Genomic DNA, 18,807 nt, shown 5'->3' on the forward strand with positions numbered 1-18,807 from the left:
GGAGTTACGATGAAAACACGCCTACTGGGAGGCATCGCCGCATTACTTGTGGCAATTATCGGAACCGTATTGTTGGTCTCATATGTTCAGAACGCCGACAAACGAGCATTGGCCGGCACAGAAACAGAATCAATCTATGTTGTACAAAAGGCCATTCCGGCCGGCACCGCCGCGGATAAGATCGCGGCGCTGGTGACAAAGAAGGAAGTCCCGAGATTCTCGGTGGCAGACACCAGCGTCACCGACCTTGGATCTCTGGGATCCAAGGTCACCGCCGTCACCCTGGTGCCGGGGGAACAGCTGCTTGCCAGCCGGATGGTGGAGGAAAACGCGTTCCTGGGCCCGACCCGGGTCCAGGTTCCGGCCGGGCTGCAGGAGATCACGCTCAAACTTCCCATTGAGCGGGTGGCCGGCGGCATTCTGAAGGCCGGAGACACCGTCGGCATCTTCCTTTCGCTGGAAGACAGCGGCGGGACAGCCGGAGGAAAAACGAGTAAGACGCAACAGAGTTTCCACAAGGTCTTGGTGACCGCCGCCCAATACAGCAACGGAACAGCCACTCAGACCGGGACCTCTGGCACCGCAACCGGCGCCAGCCAGGTCTCCTCCACTTCATCCACCAAGGCGCAGGGTGACGGCAGTTACCTCATCACGCTGGCCATGAACTCCGTCGATGCGGAACGGATTGTGTTCGCCGTCGAGTTCGGCAAGATCTATTTGTCGAAGGAACCTGGCAGTGCGGTCGAATCAGTCAAGGGCACAGTCGATGCGGCAGGGCTGTTCCGATGAGCCGCTTCGTCCTGATCACGCCCAACTCCGACTTCGAACGCCTGGTCCGCTTGGCTATCGGCGGAATGCACGGCGACCTCCATGTGTTCAAAGCCGACTACCTTCCTGAAGGCCCCGCGGACATCATGCGTCAAATGGTCGGTGACCCGCCGGAGGTCCTCATCCTTGGTCCAGGTGTACCCGTGGCTGACTCATTGAAATTAGCGGCCGTGGTCGACCTCCAGTATCCGGAAATCAGCGTGATCCTGGCCGTCGCTGCCGACCCGGATACCGTCGTCCAGGCGATGCGCGCCGGCGTCCGGGACCTGTTGGATCCCGGAGCCGCCCCGGAAACCATCCGGGTCATGCTGGAGCGGGCCAGCCTCGCCGCCGCCGGCCGGCGTCGGGGACTCGGCCCGCAAGCCACCGAACATGCCGACCACGGCTCCGGCCGTGTCATCGCCGTAATGTCGCCCAAGGGCGGCGTCGGGAAGACGACGGTGGCGACCAACCTCGCGGTGGGCCTGGGAAAAACCGCTCCCATGAGCGTGGTCATCGTGGACCTTGACCTCCAGTTCGGTGATGTCGCCAGCGGGCTGCTGCTGGAACCGGAGTTCACCATCACAGATGCCGTAATGGGTGCAGCCAGCCAAGACTCCATGGTGCTGAAGACGTACCTCAGTGTTCACCCGGCGGGAATCTACGCCCTGTGCGCACCACGGACCCCCGTGGAGATGGACCGCATCAGCGCGGCCCACGTATCACACCTCCTGGAGCAGCTGCGAAAAGAGTTCCGCTACATCGTCGTGGACACGGCGCCGGGACTCGGCGAGCACGTCCTCGCCACGCTGGAACAAGCCACAGACGCCGTCTGGATCTGCGGCATGGACGTCCCCAGCATTCGGGGCCTGCGGACCGGGTTCCAAATCCTCGACGAACTGAACCTGGTTCCGGCGCACCGCCACATCGTGTTGAACATGGCCGACCGCCGGGCAGGGCTGTCGCTCAAGGACGTAGAAGCCACTATCGGTGCGCCCGTTGATGTGGTGCTGCCACGTTCACGGGCTCTTCCGTTCTCCACTAACAAGGGTGTCCCCGTGCTGCAGGACGGCGGCCGAGACTCCACCCTCAAAGGCCTCCGCCAGCTGGTTGACCGCTTCAAGCCGGAGTGGGAAGCCAGACCGCACAAGCAACTCCACCGAAGGGCGGTAGTCCAGTGAGCCTCACCGACCGTTTCCAGCAAATGCGAGGCGGGACGCCTTCCGTAACTCCCGGGGACAAGCCAGTCACCGGCGACGTGTTCGCGCCCCCCGCTCAGCCCGCCACACTGGGCCGGATTCTCGAGGCCAAGACAGCTGCTGAGGCGCAGCCGGGCTTCCCTGAGCTTCAGCAGACCGCGTCCGTCGCCAGCGAGGCACTAAACGCGCTTAAGGAACGCGCCAGCCAGGCGCTCTTCGAACGGCTCGGGTCCCGCATCACTGACTCTTCTATTGACGAAACGGAACTCCACCAGTCCGTCAAGGACGAGTTGAAGGCCGTCGTGGACGAGGAGCAGATCCCGCTCACCTCTGTCGAACGGCAGCGCCTGATCCGCGAAATCATCGACGACGTACTCGGCCACGGCCCCATCCAAAGGTATCTGGACGATCCCACAGTCACCGAGGTCATGGTCAACCGCTTCGACCAGATCTACGTCGAACGCCAAGGGCAGCTCCAGTTGACGGACTCCAAGTTCACCTCGGATGATGCCCTGCGGCGGGTCATCGAAAGGATCGTCTCCAACGTGGGACGCCGGATCGACGAATCGTCCCCGTTGGTTGATGCCCGGCTGTCGGACGGGTCCCGAGTGAACGCCATCATCCCGCCGCTGGCCGTCAACGGGCCGGCGCTCACTATCCGGAAGTTCGGCCGGGATCCCCTGACCGTCCATGACCTGATTTCGATGGGCAGCCTCTCGCCGGAAATGGCGGAACTGTTGCAGGCTTGTGTACTGGCCCGGATGAACATCATCGTTTCGGGCGGCACCGGCACCGGTAAAACGACTTTGCTGAATGTCCTTTCCTCCTTCATTCCGAGCGCGGACAGGATCGTCACTATCGAGGACGCCGTGGAGCTGCAACTCCAGCAGGACCACGTGGTCCGGCTGGAGAGCAGGCCCCGGAACATCGAGGGCAAGGGTGAAATCTCCATCCGCGACTTGGTCCGCAACTCGCTGCGTATGCGGCCGGACCGGATTGTGGTTGGCGAAGTCCGCGGCGGCGAGTGCCTGGACATGCTGCAGGCCATGAACACCGGCCACGACGGCTCCATCTCCACCGTGCACGCCAACTCCCCTAGGGATGCCATCGCCAGGCTCGAAACGCTGGTATTGATGGCCGGCATGGATCTGCCGCTGCGGGCCATCCGCGAGCAGGTGGCGTCGGCGGTGAACCTGATCGTGCACATCACCCGGCTCCGTGACGGTTCCCGGCGGGTCACCCACATCACTGAAGTCCAAGGCATGGAGGGCGACATCGTCACGCTGCAGGACGCATTCGTGTTTGACTACTCCGCCGGTGTCGATGCAACCGGGAGGTTCCTGGGCAGGCCAATCCCCACCGGGGTCCGACCCCGGTTCACCGACCGCTTCGTCGAACTCGGTATCCACATTTCGCCGGCCGTTTTCGGCGCCGCTACGGTCAGGGGGCGGTAACCGTGCAGGAACAGTCTCCGATGGTCTTTGTCGCCGGCCTCCTCTTGGCCTACGCTGCCCTGGCGGTCCTGGTCTCCGTCGTCTTCAAGTCACGCTCGGTTCCGCTGTCGCGGCGCCGGCCGGACGGCGCGGCAGTCCAATCCTCCGGCCTGACAAAACTGACGGATCGCACCGTGCACGCGATCAATCAGGGTCTCCGGACGCGCGGCCCAGGGCTGCTCAGCCGCGAGAAACTCGACAGCGCCGGACTAAAGAAACAACCCGGCGACTACCTGCTGATCGCAGGGGCCGTCACGTTCGCCGCGGTGGTGGTTGGCTTTCTCCTCGGCAGCCCGATCCTGGCCGTACTGCTACTCCTGCTGACGCCCCTCGGTCTCGTCGTGTTCCTGAATGTCTTGGTCGCCCGCCGGCGCAAGAAGTTCGACGAGCAAGTACCGGACTCGTTGCAGATGCTGGCCGGCGGGCTCCGCGCCGGCCACAGTTTGCTCCGGTCGGTAGACGCCGCCGCGGAGGAAAACGAGGCACCGATGAAAGACGAACTCAACCGGGTGGTCAACGAAACCCGGATCGGCCGGGACCTCGGCCAAGCGCTGGCCGACGTCGCTCTCCGAACGGACAACGAGGATTTCGCCTCAATCACACGGGCCATCGAAATCCATCGGGAAGTGGGCGGCGACCTCGCGCAGGTGCTGGACAACGTCGGCGAGACAATCCGCGACCGCACCCAGCTGCGCGGCCAGGTCCGAGCCCTCAGCGCCGAAGGACGAATGTCCGCCATGGTCCTGATGGCGCTTCCGATCGTAATGTTCATTGGGCTGACTCTCTTCAATCCCCTGTATTCGAAGGTCTTTCTCACCACGCTTCCTGGATTCCTGATGATCCTCGCCGCAGTGGTCCTGCTGTCCGTGGGCGGTTTTTGGCTCAGTCGACTCATCAAACCGAAGTTCTGAGAAAAGGGAGAAACTGTGCAAACTATCGCCTATGCCGCCATCCTGGCGGTCGTCGCCCCGCTCTCACTCATGACCTGGCTCGCGTTCACGGGGGACCGGGCCGGCCTGCGGAACATCCAGTCGAATCTCGGGCGCGGCCCTCAGTCCGCCAGCTCTGCACTCTCCGCCACCGGCCAGATTGCGGCCCTGAGCCGGAAGGTCACCCCGAAGGGCTACACCGCATGGCTGGACAAGCAGCTCGCCGGTGCGGGCAGGCCCAAAGATTGGCCGCTTGGCCGCGTCATCATGGTCAAACCCCTGCTGGCATTCGCCGGGGTCATCACCGGGGCGCTGCTCATAGCGGGCAGTCCAACAGCTGCGAACATACTCCTCGCTCTCGGCGCCTCCGCGCTTGCTTACTTTGTCCCGGACATTCTGATCCGGAACTACGCGCAGAAGCGGCGGGAGGCAATCAAGCTGGAACTGCCGGACACGCTGGACCAGATGTTGATCTCGGTCCAGGCCGGCCTCGGTTTTGAAACGGCGATGGCCCGTGCTGGCCAGAATGGCAAAGGGCCGCTGGCGGACGAACTGATCCGCACCCTACAGGACATTCAGGTGGGCCGTTCCCGCAAGGACGCGTACCTGGCCATGGCCCAGCGGGTGGACGTGCCGGATCTTCGGTCCTTTGTCCGGGCCGTGGTCCAGGCCGACGCCTACGGGATTGCGATCGCCAACGTGCTGAACGCCCAGGCGAAGGACATGCGGATGAAGCGCCGCCAGCGGGCCGAGGAACACGCTATGAAGATGCCGGTCAAGATGCTGTTTCCGCTCATCTTCACGATCCTGCCCACCCTGTTCATCGTGGTGTTGGGCCCGACAGTGATGAGCATCATGGACGTCTTCGCCAACCAGTAACCGCGCGGCCCCTCAGCGGGGGCCGCCCCAAGACCGGACCCCCTTGGTACCCAGAGCCAAGGGGGTCCTCTTGCGTGCCCAGGCAACAGCTCAGCGCAGGATCCGCGCAGGGAAAGTACAGGAAATGTGCAGTTTGGGAAGCCTTGGCACAGGATGTTCCAAAATCCGATTGACGGCGTGTCGGCGGTTGCTAAGTTCCTCTCAGTGCTGGTGCAGGGCCAGCCGCCCAACTCGCTCAGGAGTCATCCCATGCTTGCTCTTTACACCAACCTCTCCGTCCGCCTCCGCGGCGATGAGAAGGGCGCCACGGCCGTCGAATACGGCATCATGGTCTCCCTTATCGCCGTCGTGATCATCGTCGCCGTAACGCTGCTCGGCGGTACCTTGACCGACACGTTCACCCAGGTCCAGTGCTCCGTCAGCGGGGGAACCTACGCAGCCGGGGCCGCCGCAGGCGCAGGCACCTGCACCCCGTAGCGAACCCAAGCCTCGGCGTGAGGCGCCGAAGGATTTTGTGGCGGCGGCATTAGCCGCCGCCACATTGCCATCCCCGGAGTGTCCTTAACAGGAAGGCGGTCCCCCATGTCCAAGACAAACGAACGGGGCGCCGTCGCGGTCGAGTTCGCCCTCCTGGCCCCGGTCCTGGTGATGATGCTGCTGGGGATCATGGAATTCGGCCGCGCTTATAACGTGCAGATTTCACTCTCGAGCGCCGCCCGGGAGGGCGTAAGGGTGATGGCCATCAACAACAGTGCATCCGCGGCGCGGACTGCGGTGAAGAACGCCACAACCGGACTGAGGCCCGCCCTCGCCGACTCCAACATCACGATCAGCCCCACCCCCTGCACCTCCGGTGCGCAGGTGACGGTCAAGATCACGTACACCCTCTCCACGATGACCGGCATCGCCGGGCCGTTCCCGATGGAAGGCAAAGGAGTCATGCTGTGCGGCGGTTAATCAGTCCCCCAGCCGCGGCGGACCGCGAGCGCGGCGGGATCGCCATTATGGTTGCGATCCTGATGGTGTCGCTGCTCGGTTTCGCGGCCCTCGCCGTCGACGTCGGCATGCTGTACGCGGAGCGGACGCAACTGCGCAACGGCTCCGACGCCGCTGCCCTGGCGGTAGCGCAAAAGTGCGCCAAGGATATCAACGACGCCCAATGCTCGGCCACGTCCACGCTGGCGCAGGGTCTCGCCAACGGCAACGCCGGCGACGGCGCCAGCAACATCCAGTCGCTCCTCCTCGACAAGGTCAACCGCACCGTCACCGTCGCCGCCGCAGCCCAGGAGCCCGGCAAGGAGCCGAACCGGGTGTCCTTGTTTTTCGCGCGCGCCCTGGGCTACACCTCCGCCGAGGTCTCGGCGACATCCGCCGTTACCTGGGGCAGCCCGGTGAAAGGTCCGACGGCATTCCCCGTCACCTTCTCAATCTGCCAGGTCCAGGGCCACGTCGACGGCACCCTGCAGCTGCTGCAGAACCACGGCAGCAATGCGAATCCGGACTGCAACTATGGACCTTCGGGAGCGGCCGTCGAGGGCGGCTTCGGCTGGCTGGTCAGCGACCCGGGAGTATGCGGCGGGCTGATCGACCTTGCGTTGGCAGAGAGCGGCAGCGACCCGGGAAACAGCTCCCCGGCTGTTTGCGCGGCCACCTTGAATCGGTGGGCCTCGGACATTACCGCCGGCAAGGAGGTCGTGGTCCTGCTCCCGGTTTTTGACCGCGTCACCGGTACCGGCAACGGTGCCGTCTACAGCCTCAAATCCTTCGCCGCGTTCAAGGTCAAAGGCTGGAAGTTCAGCGGCAACAGCACGCTCCCCGACACCTTCCAGAACACGGCCCCGACCGTCCCCTCGGCGGTGGCGTGCGACGGAAACTGCCGCGGCATCATCGGCAGTTTCATCAAATATGTCTCGCTGGCGGACGGCTTCACGCTCGGCCCGGTCGATTCCAGTGGAGCCACCGTAGTCCGCCTCACGAAGTAACCCAGTACACCCGCAGTCCCTCACCGGTTCAGGAGCAGTTTTTGAAGTCACGCTTATTGGCAGGACTGGCCGCCGTCGTGCTGGCCATCGTCGGTGCCATCCTCGTTGTCAGCTACGCCCAGGGAGCCGACACCCGTGCTGTGCAGAACCTGGAGCCGGTCTCCGTGATGGTGGTGCAAAAGGCAATCCCCGCCGGCACCCCCGTGGAGACGTTGCGGGCCTTCGTCACCAGCCAGGAACTACCGGGCAAGGCTGTCTCCAAAACAGCCCTGAAGAACCTGGACGGCTTGGCCGGGAAGGTGACAGCCGTGGAGCTCTTGCCGGGTGAGCAGCTCGTGGCCGAGCGGCTGGTCGAACCGGAAGCGCTCCAGGCCAGTGGATCGGTGAAAGTGCCGAAGGGACTCCAGGAGGTGTCCTTCCAGCTGGAGCCGCAACGGGTGGTTGGCGGGCGCCTGGCACCGGGCGATCACATCGGCATCTTCATTTCGCAGAAAAAAGGCGGACTCGAGGCCAAGCCCGACAAGGAGACTACCCAGCTAGCCATCCACAAAGTCCTGATCACGGCAGTGCAGCGCGCCCCCGTGGCCACTCCCAGCCCGCAGCCCAACGCCAGTGGCGCTCCCGATGCCCCGGTGGAGGACACTTCGCTGCCCACCGGCGCTTTGCTGCTCACGGTTGCAGTCAACGATGTCAACGCGTCAAAGATCGTCTACGCCGCCGAATTTGCGACCCTCTGGTTGAGCAAGGAACCGCTCGACGCAAAGGAAAGCGGACAAGGCGCAATGCAGGGAGCCGAGGTCTACAAGTGAGCCGCTTCGTTCTGATCACCCCCAACACCGACTTCGACGCGCGGGTACGCCAGGCCGTGGCGGGCGGGCTGCCGGGCGGCGTCCAGACTTTCGCGTTCGTCAATCCAGCCAACCCCGGTGAACTGTTCGCCAATCTCAACCAGGAGCGCCCCGAGGTGCTGATCCTCGGGCCCGACGTTCCGATCGAGGACGCCCTGCGGCTCGCCACGGTATTTGACGTGCAGCTGCCCGAGCTGAGCGTGATCCTGGTGGGCGAGCCCGAGCCGGAGTTTGTGCTGCTCGCGATGCGCGCCGGGATCCGGGACATCCTCAGTCCCGCCTCGGACCCGGCCCAGATCCGGGTGCTGCTGGAGCGTGCCTGCCAGTCCTATGCCAGCCGGACCCGGGCCACGGCCGTACAGCAGCCGGACAGCAAGCCCAAGGGCCTGGTGATCGGCGTCTTCTCCCCCAAAGGCGGCGTCGGCAAGACCACCATCGCCACGAATATCGCCATCGGACTGGGCCAGGTGGCCCCGATGGGCGTTGTCATCGTGGACCTGGACCTGCAGTTCGGCGACGTGGCTTCCGGCCTGTACCTGAACCCGGAGCACACCGTCACCGACGCGGTCTCCGCCTCGGCCAGCCAGGACTCGCTGGTCCTCAAGGCTTTCCTCACGGTCCATCCCAGCAGTATCTATGCCCTCTGCGCGCCCCGCACGCCGGTGGAGGCCGATGACATCACGCCCCAGCAGGTCAGCCGGTTGATCGAACAACTCGCCGAGCAGTTCCAGTACGTCGTCGTGGACACCGCCCCGGGCCTGCCGGAGGTGGGCCTGGCCGCGATGGAGCAGTGCACCGACGTCGTCTGGGTCAGTGCCATGGACGTCCCCAGCATCCGCGGCCTCCGCTCGGGGCTGGAAATCCTGCGCCGGCTGGACCTGCTTCCGGAAACCCGGCACGTGGTCCTGAACATGGCGGACTCCAAGTCCGGGCTCAGCGTCCAGGACGTCGAAGCCACCATCGGCGCTCCGGTGGACGTGAGCATTCCGCGCTCCAAGGCGGTGGCCTACTCCACGAACCGCGGGATCCCGGTCCTGCAAGACGGGCGCAAGGACCCGGCCGTGAAGGGGCTGCGGCAACTGGTGACACGCTTCGACCCGGCCTGGCGCGCCACGGCCCAGAAAAAACTGCACCGCAGGGTGGTGGTCTAAATGAAACTCTCCGAGCGACTCTCCGCGGCGGAAGCTGGCCCGCACGCACAGCCGGCAGCACCGAAGCAGCCGGCAGCGGTGGCGCCGACGGCGGCCCCGGCCGGCACGCCCCGCCTGTCCCCCGGCGTTGAACCGGCACGCCCCGAGCCGTCGCGCCTCGCCGCGGCAGCCGCGCCGTCGTTCGCGGAACATCCCGACACGGCCCGGGCCAAGGGCCAGCAGCCGGTGGACGCCTTCGCCACGCTCAAGGAGCGGGCAGCCACCGCCCTGTTCGAACGGATGGGCACGCGCTTCAGCGATTCGGCGGTCAAGGAAGAGGAACTTCGCGCCACCGCCCGCGACGAACTGACCCGCATCATCGACGCCGAACAGGTGCCGCTGTCCACCGAGGAGCGCACCCGGCTGGTCCGCGACGTCGCGGATGACGTGCTCGGCTACGGTCCGTTGCAGCGGCTGCTGGATGACCCCGCGGTCACCGAGATCATGGTCAACCGGATGGACCAGATCTACGTGGAACGCAAGGGCCAGCTCACCCTGACCGACTCGCGCTTCAGCTCCGAGGACCACCTGCGCAAGGTGATCGAACGCATCGTCTCCAAGGTGGGCCGCCGGATCGACGAGTCATCCCCGCTCGTGGACGCACGGCTCGAGGACGGTTCCCGCGTCAACGCCGTCATCCCCCCGCTGGCGGTCGGCGGGTCCTCGCTGACCATTCGAAAGTTCAGCAAGGTGCCGTTGACGGTGCGGAACCTGATCGACTTCGGCACCCTGACCCCCGAGATGGCGGAACTGCTGAACGCCTGCGTGCGGGCCAAGCTGAACATCATCGTTTCCGGCGGCACCGGCACCGGCAAGACCACGCTGCTCAACGTCCTCTCTTCCTTCCTGCCGCACGACGAGCGCATCGTCACCATTGAGGACGCGGTGGAACTGCAGATCCAACAGGAACACGTGGTCCGCCTCGAAAGCCGGCCGCCGAACACCGAAGGCAAGGGCGAGGTCACCATCCGCGACCTGCTGCGCAACTCCCTGCGAATGCGGCCGGACCGGATTGTGGTGGGTGAGGTCCGCGGCGGCGAGTCCCTGGACATGCTCCAAGCCATGAACACCGGCCACGACGGCTCGCTTTCCACGGTGCACTCGAACTCGCCGCGCGACGCCGTCGCCCGCCTTGAGACGCTGGTGCTGATGGCCGGGATGGACCTGCCGCTGCGCGCCATCCGCGAGCAGATCGCCTCCGCCGTGAACCTGATCGTGCAGATCTCCCGGTTACGGGACGGCACCCGGCGCATCACCCACGTCACCGAGGTGCAGGGCATGGAGGGGGACATTGTCACGCTCCAGGACGCCTTCGTCTTCGACTACTCCGCCGGCGTGGACGCGCACGGCCGTTTCCTCGGCAAGCCGGTGGCCACCGGGATCCGGCCGCGCTTCATCGACCGCTTCGAGGACATGGGCATCTACGTCTCCCCCAACGTCTTCGCAGCGCCCCTGGCCGCGGCCGGCAAGGCGTGAGCCGGCCATGACACTGACTGTCGGCGTCACCTTCCTGGTCGCTGCCCTCCTCCTGCTGGCCGTGGCGGTCCTCTCACCGGGGGCGGCACGCGTCCCGCTGGACCGACGGCGGCCGGTCCAGGACGCCCCGGATTCCTCGCTCAGCCGGTTCGCCGGATCCGCGGTCAACCTCGCAGATGGCTTCTTCGCGCAGCGTAAAGTCCGGCTCTTCAACCGCGACGCGCTGGAACAAGCGGGACTGCGCATGGGCCAGGGCGACTTCTACGTCCTGCTCGCGGTTGGTGCGTTCGTCGGCGCCCTGGCCGGCTTCGTCGTCGGCGGCCTCCTGCCCGCCCTCCTGCTGGTCCTGCTCACCCCGGTAGCCGGACACCTGGTCCTCACGGTCCTGACCGGCAAACGCCGCGCCAAGTTCGACGACCAGCTCGGTGACACCCTGCAGCTGCTGTCCGGCGGCCTGCGCGCCGGGCACAGTATCCTGCGCGCCATCGACGCCGCCGGCAGCGAATCGCAAAGCCCGACGGCGGAGGAAATGCGCCGCGTCATCACCGAAACGTCCCTGGGCCGCGACCTGCTGGCCTCGCTCAGCGACACCGCCGAGCGGATGCGGAATGAGGATTTTGTCTGGATTGCCCAGGCCATCCAGATCAATCGCGAGGTGGGCGGCAACCTCGCCGAGGTGCTGGACCAGGTGAACGAGACTATCCGCGAGCGCAGTGAGATCAAGGGCCACATCAAGTCCCTCGCGGCCGAAGGCAAGTTCTCCGCCTACATCCTGATGGCCATGCCGGTGGGCATCGTGGTGATGCTGATGCTGGTCAATCCCGGCTATATGAACGTGATGTTTACCAACCCGCTGGGCTGGGGCATGATCGCGGCCTCCGTGATCCTGATGACGATCGGTGGTCTGTGGATGCGCAAGATCATCGATCTGAAGTTCTGAGCTGCCGATGAGTCCCCTGGTCCTGAGCGCCGTCCTGCTGATCTGCCTCCCTGTCTCCTATCTGGCCTGGTCCTTCCTTTCCGTTGACCGGCAATCCCAACGGGCCATCCGGGAAATCCTCTCTCTGGGCACCGGACCAGCCGAGGCCGCCGCCCCGAAGGAAACAGCCCTGCTGGAGCGCATCGGCCACCGGCTAACCCCCGCGGCCTATGTGAGAAAACTCGACCGGCTGCTGTCCCTGGCCGGCCGCCCCGCTTCGCTCCCGCTCGGACGGGTGCTCGCTGCCAAACCACTGCTGGGACTCGTGGGGGCGGTCCTCGGCCTGTGGCTTGCCAGCACGCCGGCGCCCCTGCTGAAATTGGTGGGCTTGTTCGTGATGCTCCTGGGCTACTTCATCCCGGACCTGCTGCTGTACAGCAAAGGCCAGGAGCGCCAGAAGATCATGCAGCTGGAACTGGCCAACACCCTGGACCAGATGCTGATCTCGGTCGAGGCGGGCCTGGGGTTTGAAGGGGCAATGGCCCGCGCCGGTGAAAACGGCAAGGGGCCCCTGGCTGAGGAACTGGTCCGCACCCTGCAGGACATGCAGGTGGGGCGCAGCCGGCGGGAGGCCTACCAGGCGCTGGCGGCACGGACCAACATCCCGGAGCTGCGCAGCTTCGTCCAGGCCGTGGTGCAGGCCGACACCTACGGCATTGCGATCAGCCGGGTGCTCAGGATCCAAGCCAAGGTGATGCGCGTCAAACGGCGCCAGCGGGCCGAGGAGAAGGCCATGAAGCTGCCCGTCACTATCCTCTTCCCGCTGCTGTTCTTCATCTTTCCGGTGCTCTTCATCGCTATCCTGGGTCCCGCCGTGATCAACGCCATCGCGACGTTCAGCGGCCAGTAAGCAGCAGCCAAACAGGCCGCAGCGTCCGCTGCGGAAGGCGGTAAAAAGACCCGCAAAACGTCAGGCATAAAGGCGGAACAAGGATAGCCACAAGGTTTCCGCAGGATACCCTGCCGACTCGGGCGCCGGTCCGGACAGCTAGTACCGTAGTGCCATGTCTCTTTTAGCAGCCTGCCCCGACGAGGGAAACGCGGGCCCCCTGCCCGCCGCCGATGCCACGGCAGGAGGCGCCGAACTGTTGGCGCCGTACCCCGACGCCGCTCCGCTGGTGGACCCCGCCGCCCTGCAGGACCTGGGCGAGCAGCTGAACAGCCCCGCCGTCGCCAAGGGCTTCGCCCGGGACTACGCGCAGATGTGGGACCAGCGGTACCAGTCCCTTGCCGGCGCCCTGGACCGCCGCGACCCTGCGGCCGCGCTCGACGCCGCCCTGAGCCTCAAGACCTCCTCGTCGATGGTCGGCGGCCTGCGCCTGGCCAAACTCGCCGCCGAACTCGAAGCAGCGATCCGGGGCGGGGATCTGGGGCATGCCGCATCGCTCTTGGACGAACTCGCCGCCCGCGGCAGTGAAACCATGAACGAACTGCAGTTCAGCTACATCCTCTGGGAGCGCTAGGAGCGCTAGGAGCGCTCGGCGTGCTGGGAGCGCTCAGGCGCCAGCCGGTATCCCACTCCGCGCACCGTCTGGAGCCAGCGCGGCTGCACCGGGTCCTCCCGGAGTTTCCGCCGCAGATTCCCGATGTGCACCTCAACGGCCCGCTCATCAGACTCGCTGATGTAGGCGTCGGCACGGTAGTATTCGCCACGCACCACCCGCACCAGCTCGGTCTTGGACTTCACCGCTCCCGCGCCGCGAAGGAGCGCGTGCAGCAGGTCGAACTCGCTGCGGGTGAGGGCGAGCGGATCGCCGTCGACCGTCACCGAACGCGTGTCAGGATTGAGGGCCAGCCCGTTGTGGCGCACTACATTGTCCACGACGGCGACGGCGCCGTCCTGGCGCGCGGCCGCCGGGCCGGCCCCGCCCTGGCCGTCCTGCCGTGGCCGGCGCATCATCGCAGCCACCCGGGCCCGCAGTTCACGGGGCCGGAAGGGCTTGGTCAGGAAGTCGTCGGCCCCGGTGTGGAGCGCGGTCAGCGTGTCGAGTTCATCGGTCCGGGCGGTCAGCATGACGATATAAGCGTCGCTGAACTGCCGGATCCGGCGCAGCACCTCGTAACCGTCAATATCGGGAAGGCCAACGTCGAGCGTGACCACACTGGCGTCGCGGCGCCGGACGACGTCGACCCCCTCCCGGCCCTCGGCCGCCGAATGCACCTCGAAACCGGCTTGCCGGAGCACCGCCTCCACAAGGTTGCGAACATCCGCATCGTCCTCAACAACGACGGCCACCCCAAGGTCAGTCATGCCACCCTCACATCCGATGCTGTTCCGCTGGCCGGCGGTTGCTCACCGCGTCCGCCGCTACAAAACCGGGGCTGGTGCCCCGGGCGCCCAGCCGCGCCTCCCAAGGACGCGGCATACGCATGTCCTGCCACAATACCCATCCCGGGACCCGATTTCGGGCTCCGGCTCAGTTACGCGGACAACCGTAATATGTTTGTAGTCAACTTAACGTGACAGCAATGTAAACTCCAGGTGCGAGGAAGGGGCGCTAGTCATTGGGTGAACGGCCGCTGATTCCCGGCGCGGGCATGGACCTCCGCTTTGGCGCCCTGACGCCGCGCGCCCGGGTGCTGGCGGCCCAGCTGCCCGTGACCCTGCTGCTCGCCTCCGCCCTGGCTGCAGCGCCCGAGGCCTGGAGCCTGCATTGGGCCAGCGGCTGGGGCCAGTCCGCCCTGGTATTGCACGCCGCCGTTCTGCTGGCATGCCTCCTCGTGCCGTGGCACCGGCTGGGGCCGCTGGCCCCGCTGGCCATCCCGGTCCTGGACCTGGCCGCCATCGGACTCAGCCGGGTGGCAGCCGCGGAGGAACTGCCGGGCCTGGGGGTACTGTCCGTGCTTCCCGTGGCCTGGATTTCGGCTTCGCGACTCTCCCCCGTCGTCATCGTCGCCGCCAGTTTCCTGGGTCCGCTGCTGGCGGGCCTGCCCTGGTACTTCGTCGCCGGCGCCGGCGACGGTGCCGGCCGCATCGCCACTGTCGCACTCCTGGCGCTGGTGACGCTGGCCGTCTCGCTGGCCATGCAGCTCGCCCGGGCGCAGTTGCGGCGCCAGCAGCGCAAGGTCGACGCCACGGAGACCGAGTTGCAGGCCCTGCTCGCAGAAAGCCGGGAGCGCGAACGGCTGCTCAACGCCATCCTGGACACCATCGACGTCGGCATCGTCGCGATCGGGGCCGACGGCCGGCGGCTGCTCACCAACAGCTGGCAGGCCCGGCTGGAGGCGTCCGCGGCGCCCGAGGGTGCAACACCGGGCGATCCGGACTGGGAAGAGGACCTGCTGCTGACCGGACGGGACCAGTCCACCCCGCTCCCGCCCAGCCGTCGTCCGCTCCGCCGCGCCCTGAAGGGCGAGTCCTTCGCGGACCACCTGGTCTGCTTCGGGGAGGCGCCCGGCAGCCGGGTGGTGTCCACCGGCGCACGGCCGCTGCAGGACGACGACGGCGGCTTCCGCGGCGCCGTCGTCGTGTACAACGAAGTCACCGGCCTGGTCAACGCCCTCGCCGCCAAGGAAGACGTCGTCGCGACGGTGTCACACGAGTTCCGCACCCCGCTAACCTCGATCATCGGCAACCTGGACCTGGTCCTTGGCGAGGAGCTGTCCCTGCCGGTGCTGCGCCGGATCGAGGTGGCACAGCGCAACGCCGAGCGCCTGCTGGCCCTCGTCTCCGACCTGCTGATGTCCGCCAGCTCCGCGGTCCAGGTCCACCCGCGCAGGACCGACCTGGCCGGCCTGGTGGAGGCGACGCTTGGCTCCGCGCAGGCCCACGCACAGTCTTCCCGGGTGTCCCTGGCAATGGACGTGCCGGCGCCGCTGTGGGCGCACGTGGACCCGCTGCGGATCGGCCAGGCCCTAGACAACCTGGTCTCCAACGCGATCAAGTACTCCCCCGACGGCGGCGCCGTAACGGTCTCGGCCCGCGCGGACGGCGGCCGGGTGCTTCTGCGGGTGGAGGACAGCGGCATCGGTATGACCGCCGCCGACGCCGACAAGGTCTTCAACCGGTTCTTCCGGAGCCCGGCAGTGCGGGACGGCGCCATCCCGGGGGCCGGACTGGGCCTGTCCATCACCAAGGCGATCGTCGAGGGCCACGGCGGCTCCATCTCGTGCAGCACCCTGCCCGGCTGCGGGAGTACCTTCACCGTGGACCTGCCCGCCGACGGGGCTCCAGCCGCTTTCTAGGCCGGATCGAAGGTTCACCAACATTGGCGCACACGGTCCGCGTGTTGCGCCGACCCGCCGACGCGCCCCGGTTCCGTGCCGGCGAAGGTGGGGAAAGTCCGCGGCCGGTCTTTACGTGCGCCGGGCGCGTGTCAGATCGGCCCGCGCCAGCAGCCCGCTTGCGGAGGGGTACGCCACCTCTTCAAGCACGAGCGGGTGCGGGGCGGCCAGGACGGACCGGGCATCCCGATGCCGGGCGATCAGCCGTTCATACAGCCAGCCCGGCTCCTCCAGACCGGCCCCGACGTAGAGCGCTGATCCCACGAGCGAGCGGACCATGTTGTGGCAGAAGGCATCCGCCTGGACGGTGGCGACGATGACGCCGTCGGTGCCGCGGGTGAATTCGAATCGCTGCAGTTCCCGGATGGTGGTGGCGCCTTCGCGCGGCTTGCAGTAGGACCGGAAGTCCTGCAGTCCCAGCAACCGGGAGGCACCCTCGTTCAGCAGGCCGGTGTCCAGCCGCTCCTTGTGCCACAGCGTGGAGTACCGCCCCAGCGGGTCCCAGAGGGCCGCCCCGTCTGCGATCCGGTAGCTGTAACGCCGCCACAGTGCGGAGAACCGCGCGTCGAAGCCTTCCGGGGCGAGGGCGACCCGGTGCACCTCGATCGCGCCGCTGAGCTCGCCCAGTCCCCTGCTCAGGGCGCCGCGGAGCCGCCGGAGCAGTGCGGCCGCAGGGTCCAGCTCGGCGCCCCGGTTCAACCCCTGCCACTCCGCCTCGCTCAGGTCCAGGTGCACCACCTGCCCGCGGGCATGCACGCCGGCGTCGGTGCGGCCGGCCACCGTGACCCGGACAGGGCGCCGGATCAGCAGCGCGAGGGCTTCCTCCAGGACGCCCTGGACGGTCCGCCGGCCAGGCTGCAGGGCCCAGCCGCTGAACGGGCCGCCGTCGTACGAAAGATCCAGCCGGATGCGCAAAAACCCGCCGCCCCCCATAACGGGGGCAGCGGGTTTGAGCTCGTTCATAGACTTAAGTCTATAAGAAGGTTTTAGCGAATTACTTCGCGTCCTTCTCGGACTTGGCGGCAGCTTCCTCAGCGGCCGGAGCCTCTTCGGTCTCTGCTGCTTCGGTCTCGGCGGCCTCAGCTGCGGGAGCCTCTTCGGTCTCTGCAGCTTCGGTCTCTGCAGCTTCGGTCTCGGCGACCGGAGCTGCTTCAGCGTTGTCGGCGTCCTGCTTGTCAGCATCGCGCTTCGCGGCGGAGGTAGCCTCGGCTACCACTGCCTGCTTGGCGGAAACCGGCTCAAGAACCAGTTCGATGACAGCCATGGGAGCGTTGTCGCCCTTGCGGTTGCCGATCTTGGTGATGCGGGTGTAGCCGCCGTCGCGGTTCTCCACTGCCTGGGCAATGTCGGTGAACAGCTCGTGGACGACGCCCTTGTTGCTGATCAGGCCGAGCACACGACGGCGGGAAGCCAGGTCGCCGCGCTTGGCGAAGGTCACCAGTCGCTCGGCGTACGGCTTCAGCCGCTTGGCCTTGGTCACCGTGGTGGTGATCCGCTTGTGCTCGAACAGTGCGGCTGCCAGGTTCGCGAGCATGAGGCGCTCGTGAGCCGGGCCGCCTCCGAGGCGCGGACCCTTAGTGGGGGTAGGCATAACTATTTCTCCTCATATGGAAGCCGGCGGGCTGTGCACGCTGCGGTGCGTCCAGCCTGCTGGCCAAGATCTGTTTTAGAGCTCGTCGTCGCTGAAAGCGGCGTCGTCCTCTTCGATGGCTGCGGCGCGGGCTGCAAGATCGAAACCGGGAGGGGAGTCCTTGAGGGACAGACCCAGTTCAACGAGCTTTGCCTTGACCTCGTCGATGGACTTCGCACCGAAGTTACGGATGTCCATCAGGTCAGCCTCGGAGCGGGCAACGAGTTCACCCACGGTGTGGATGCCCTCACGCTTGAGGCAGTTGTAGGAACGGACGGTGAGGTCCAGATCCTCGATCGGCAGGGCCATGTCTGCTGCCAGGGCAGCATCCGTCGGCGACGGGCCAATCTCGATACCTTCAGCTGCGGTGTTCAGCTCGCGGGCCAGACCGAACAGTTCCACCAGGGTGGTACCTGCCGAAGCGACCGCGTCGCGCGGGGCGATGGCCTGCTTGGTCTCGACGTCGACAATGAGCTTGTCGAAGTCAGTGCGCTGCTCAACACGGGTAGCTTCCACGCGGAAAGTAACCTTCAGCACCGGCGAGTAGATCGAGTCGACCGGGATGCGGCCGATCTCGGAGTCGCCGGACTTGTTCTGAGCTGCCGAAACGTAGCCGCGGCCGCGCTCGATGGTCAGTTCGAGTTCGAACTTGCCCTTCGAGTTCAGCGTGGCAATGTGCAGATCCGGGTTGTGGAATTCGACGCCGGCCGGCGGAGCGATGTCCGCGGCGGTGACGACTCCCGGGCCCTGCTTGCGCAGGTAAGCAACAACCGGCTCGTCGTGCTCGGAGGAGACCGACAGGTTCTTGATGTTCAGGATGATCTCGGTGACATCTTCCTTGACACCCGGAACCGTGGTGAACTCGTGCAGCACGCCATCAATCCGGATGCTCGTGACAGAGGCACCGGGGATGGAGGAGAGCAGGGTACGGCGGAGGGAGTTTCCGAGGGTGTAACCGAAGCCCGGCTCCAGCGGTTCAATGATGAAACGGGAGCGGTTATCGGAGACGACCTCTTCGGAGAGGGTGGGGCGCTGTGCAATGAGCACTTAGGTTTCCTTTCGGCGAGCATCCGCTATATGACGCAACACAGGTGGTGGAAAGATCGGTCTAATGACTTAACGCGGCTGGGCTTGCCCGGACCGGTGAGGGTCCGGGCAAGCTCCGGCTAAG

General features: G+C 66.2%; 19 protein-coding genes. 15 read left to right on the top strand and 4 right to left on the bottom strand.

The features are described 5' to 3' along the window. Window positions 1-9 precede the first annotated feature (9 nt). The 14 genes from ABIN76_RS11540 to ABIN76_RS11605 all read left to right on the top strand — a co-directional run bounded on the left by ABIN76_RS11540 (window position 10) and on the right by ABIN76_RS11605 (window position 13,245). Window positions 10-789, top strand: coding sequence for an RcpC/CpaB family pilus assembly protein (locus tag ABIN76_RS11540; protein WP_346959853.1), 780 nt, complete (start codon window positions 10-12; stop codon window positions 787-789). After that, the gene (locus ABIN76_RS11545; protein ID WP_346959854.1) at window positions 786-1,988 is read left to right on the top strand and encodes an AAA family ATPase; all 1,203 of its coding nucleotides are present in this window, start codon (window positions 786-788) and stop codon (window positions 1,986-1,988) included. Before ABIN76_RS11540 ends, ABIN76_RS11545 begins: the two co-directional genes overlap by 4 nt. Continuing rightward, window positions 1,985-3,460 carry a CpaF family protein gene (locus ABIN76_RS11550; RefSeq protein ID WP_346959855.1) on the top strand — a complete coding sequence of 492 codons (1,476 nt, stop codon included), beginning with the start codon at window positions 1,985-1,987 and terminating at the stop codon, window positions 3,458-3,460. Before ABIN76_RS11545 ends, ABIN76_RS11550 begins: the two co-directional genes overlap by 4 nt. 2 nt (window positions 3,461-3,462) lie before the next feature. Further along, window positions 3,463-4,410: a type II secretion system F family protein gene (locus ABIN76_RS11555; protein ID WP_346959856.1), complete on the top strand. Its 948-nt coding sequence runs from the start codon at window positions 3,463-3,465 to the stop codon at window positions 4,408-4,410. A 15-nt stretch (window positions 4,411-4,425) separates the two neighbouring features. After that, complete coding sequence (locus tag ABIN76_RS11560; protein ID WP_346959857.1) at window positions 4,426-5,307, top strand: type II secretion system F family protein; 882 nt, start codon at window positions 4,426-4,428, stop codon at window positions 5,305-5,307. 249 nt (window positions 5,308-5,556) lie between these two features. Continuing rightward, entirely contained in the window at window positions 5,557-5,784 is a 228-nt protein-coding gene (locus ABIN76_RS11565) for a Flp family type IVb pilin (protein ID WP_346959858.1), read from the top strand. A 105-nt stretch (window positions 5,785-5,889) separates the two neighbouring features. Continuing rightward, window positions 5,890-6,264 (top strand): TadE/TadG family type IV pilus assembly protein, encoded by a 375-nt coding sequence (locus ABIN76_RS11570; protein ID WP_346959859.1) that lies wholly within the window; start codon window positions 5,890-5,892, stop codon window positions 6,262-6,264. Next, window positions 6,252-7,289 (top strand): pilus assembly protein TadG-related protein, encoded by a 1,038-nt coding sequence (locus tag ABIN76_RS11575; protein ID WP_346959860.1) that lies wholly within the window; start codon window positions 6,252-6,254, stop codon window positions 7,287-7,289. The genes ABIN76_RS11570 and ABIN76_RS11575 overlap by 13 nt, the downstream gene beginning before the upstream one ends. A gap of 41 nt (window positions 7,290-7,330) precedes the next feature. Next, complete coding sequence (locus ABIN76_RS11580) at window positions 7,331-8,098, top strand: RcpC/CpaB family pilus assembly protein (protein ID WP_346959861.1); 768 nt, start codon at window positions 7,331-7,333, stop codon at window positions 8,096-8,098. After that, window positions 8,095-9,288, top strand: coding sequence for an AAA family ATPase (locus ABIN76_RS11585; protein WP_346959862.1), 1,194 nt, complete (start codon window positions 8,095-8,097; stop codon window positions 9,286-9,288). The genes ABIN76_RS11580 and ABIN76_RS11585 overlap by 4 nt, the downstream gene beginning before the upstream one ends. Continuing rightward, window positions 9,289-10,803 (top strand): CpaF family protein, encoded by a 1,515-nt coding sequence (locus ABIN76_RS11590; protein ID WP_346959863.1) that lies wholly within the window; start codon window positions 9,289-9,291, stop codon window positions 10,801-10,803. A gap of 7 nt (window positions 10,804-10,810) precedes the next feature. Further along, entirely contained in the window at window positions 10,811-11,743 is a 933-nt protein-coding gene (locus tag ABIN76_RS11595; protein WP_346959864.1) for a type II secretion system F family protein, read from the top strand. Window positions 11,744-11,750: 7 nt separating this feature from the next. Continuing rightward, the gene (locus ABIN76_RS11600; RefSeq protein ID WP_346959865.1) at window positions 11,751-12,632 is read left to right on the top strand and encodes a type II secretion system F family protein; all 882 of its coding nucleotides are present in this window, start codon (window positions 11,751-11,753) and stop codon (window positions 12,630-12,632) included. Window positions 12,633-12,786: 154 nt separating this feature from the next. Beyond that, entirely contained in the window at window positions 12,787-13,245 is a 459-nt protein-coding gene (locus ABIN76_RS11605; RefSeq protein ID WP_346959866.1) for an Hpt domain-containing protein, read from the top strand. 5 nt (window positions 13,246-13,250) lie between these two features. On the opposite strand, the gene ABIN76_RS11610 is transcribed toward ABIN76_RS11605, so the two are convergent. Continuing rightward, window positions 13,251-14,033 (bottom strand): response regulator transcription factor, encoded by a 783-nt coding sequence (locus tag ABIN76_RS11610; RefSeq protein WP_346959867.1) that lies wholly within the window; start codon window positions 14,031-14,033, stop codon window positions 13,251-13,253. Between the two features lie 254 nt (window positions 14,034-14,287). Here ABIN76_RS11610 and ABIN76_RS11615 point away from each other — a divergent pair, with 254 nt between their 5' ends. After that, window positions 14,288-15,967 carry an ATP-binding protein gene (locus ABIN76_RS11615; protein ID WP_346959868.1) on the top strand — a complete coding sequence of 560 codons (1,680 nt, stop codon included), beginning with the start codon at window positions 14,288-14,290 and terminating at the stop codon, window positions 15,965-15,967. 111 nt (window positions 15,968-16,078) lie between these two features. Here ABIN76_RS11615 and ABIN76_RS11620 read toward each other — a convergent pair whose 3' ends face one another. The 3 genes from ABIN76_RS11620 to ABIN76_RS11630 form a co-directional block, all read right to left on the bottom strand. Continuing rightward, complete coding sequence (locus tag ABIN76_RS11620; RefSeq protein ID WP_346959869.1) at window positions 16,079-16,969, bottom strand: tRNA pseudouridine synthase A; 891 nt, start codon at window positions 16,967-16,969, stop codon at window positions 16,079-16,081. Window positions 16,970-17,000: 31 nt separating this feature from the next. Next, on the bottom strand, window positions 17,001-17,597 hold the full coding sequence (rplQ, locus tag ABIN76_RS11625) for a 50S ribosomal protein L17 (protein ID WP_346959870.1): 597 nt from the start codon (window positions 17,595-17,597) through the stop codon (window positions 17,001-17,003). A gap of 75 nt (window positions 17,598-17,672) precedes the next feature. Continuing rightward, a complete protein-coding gene (locus tag ABIN76_RS11630; protein WP_024366109.1) occupies window positions 17,673-18,683 on the bottom strand; it encodes a DNA-directed RNA polymerase subunit alpha in 1,011 nt (336 codons plus the stop codon). Window positions 18,684-18,807 lie beyond the last annotated feature (124 nt).

The sequence above is a fragment of the uncultured Arthrobacter sp. genome (assembly GCF_964021775.1).
GTDB lineage: Bacteria > Actinomycetota > Actinomycetes > Actinomycetales > Micrococcaceae > Arthrobacter.

Excerpts from the sequence above, each read along its gene's own strand:
- ABIN76_RS11540 (WP_346959853.1), top strand. The coding sequence starts at position 10 with ATGAAAACACGCCTACTGGGAGGCATCGCCGCATTACTTGTGGCAATT.
- ABIN76_RS11545 (WP_346959854.1), top strand. The coding sequence starts at position 786 with ATGAGCCGCTTCGTCCTGATCACGCCCAACTCCGACTTCGAACGCCTG.
- ABIN76_RS11565 (WP_346959858.1), top strand. The coding sequence starts at position 5,557 with ATGCTTGCTCTTTACACCAACCTCTCCGTCCGCCTCCGCGGCGATGAG.
- ABIN76_RS11570 (WP_346959859.1), top strand. The coding sequence starts at position 5,890 with ATGTCCAAGACAAACGAACGGGGCGCCGTCGCGGTCGAGTTCGCCCTC.
- ABIN76_RS11590 (WP_346959863.1), top strand. The coding sequence starts at position 9,289 with ATGAAACTCTCCGAGCGACTCTCCGCGGCGGAAGCTGGCCCGCACGCA.
- ABIN76_RS11595 (WP_346959864.1), top strand. The coding sequence starts at position 10,811 with ATGACACTGACTGTCGGCGTCACCTTCCTGGTCGCTGCCCTCCTCCTG.
- ABIN76_RS11600 (WP_346959865.1), top strand. The coding sequence starts at position 11,751 with ATGAGTCCCCTGGTCCTGAGCGCCGTCCTGCTGATCTGCCTCCCTGTC.
- ABIN76_RS11605 (WP_346959866.1), top strand. The coding sequence starts at position 12,787 with ATGTCTCTTTTAGCAGCCTGCCCCGACGAGGGAAACGCGGGCCCCCTG.
- ABIN76_RS11610 (WP_346959867.1), bottom strand. The coding sequence starts at position 14,033 with ATGACTGACCTTGGGGTGGCCGTCGTTGTTGAGGACGATGCGGATGTT.
- ABIN76_RS11620 (WP_346959869.1), bottom strand. The coding sequence starts at position 16,969 with ATGAACGAGCTCAAACCCGCTGCCCCCGTTATGGGGGGCGGCGGGTTT.
- rplQ (WP_346959870.1), bottom strand. The coding sequence starts at position 17,597 with ATGCCTACCCCCACTAAGGGTCCGCGCCTCGGAGGCGGCCCGGCTCAC.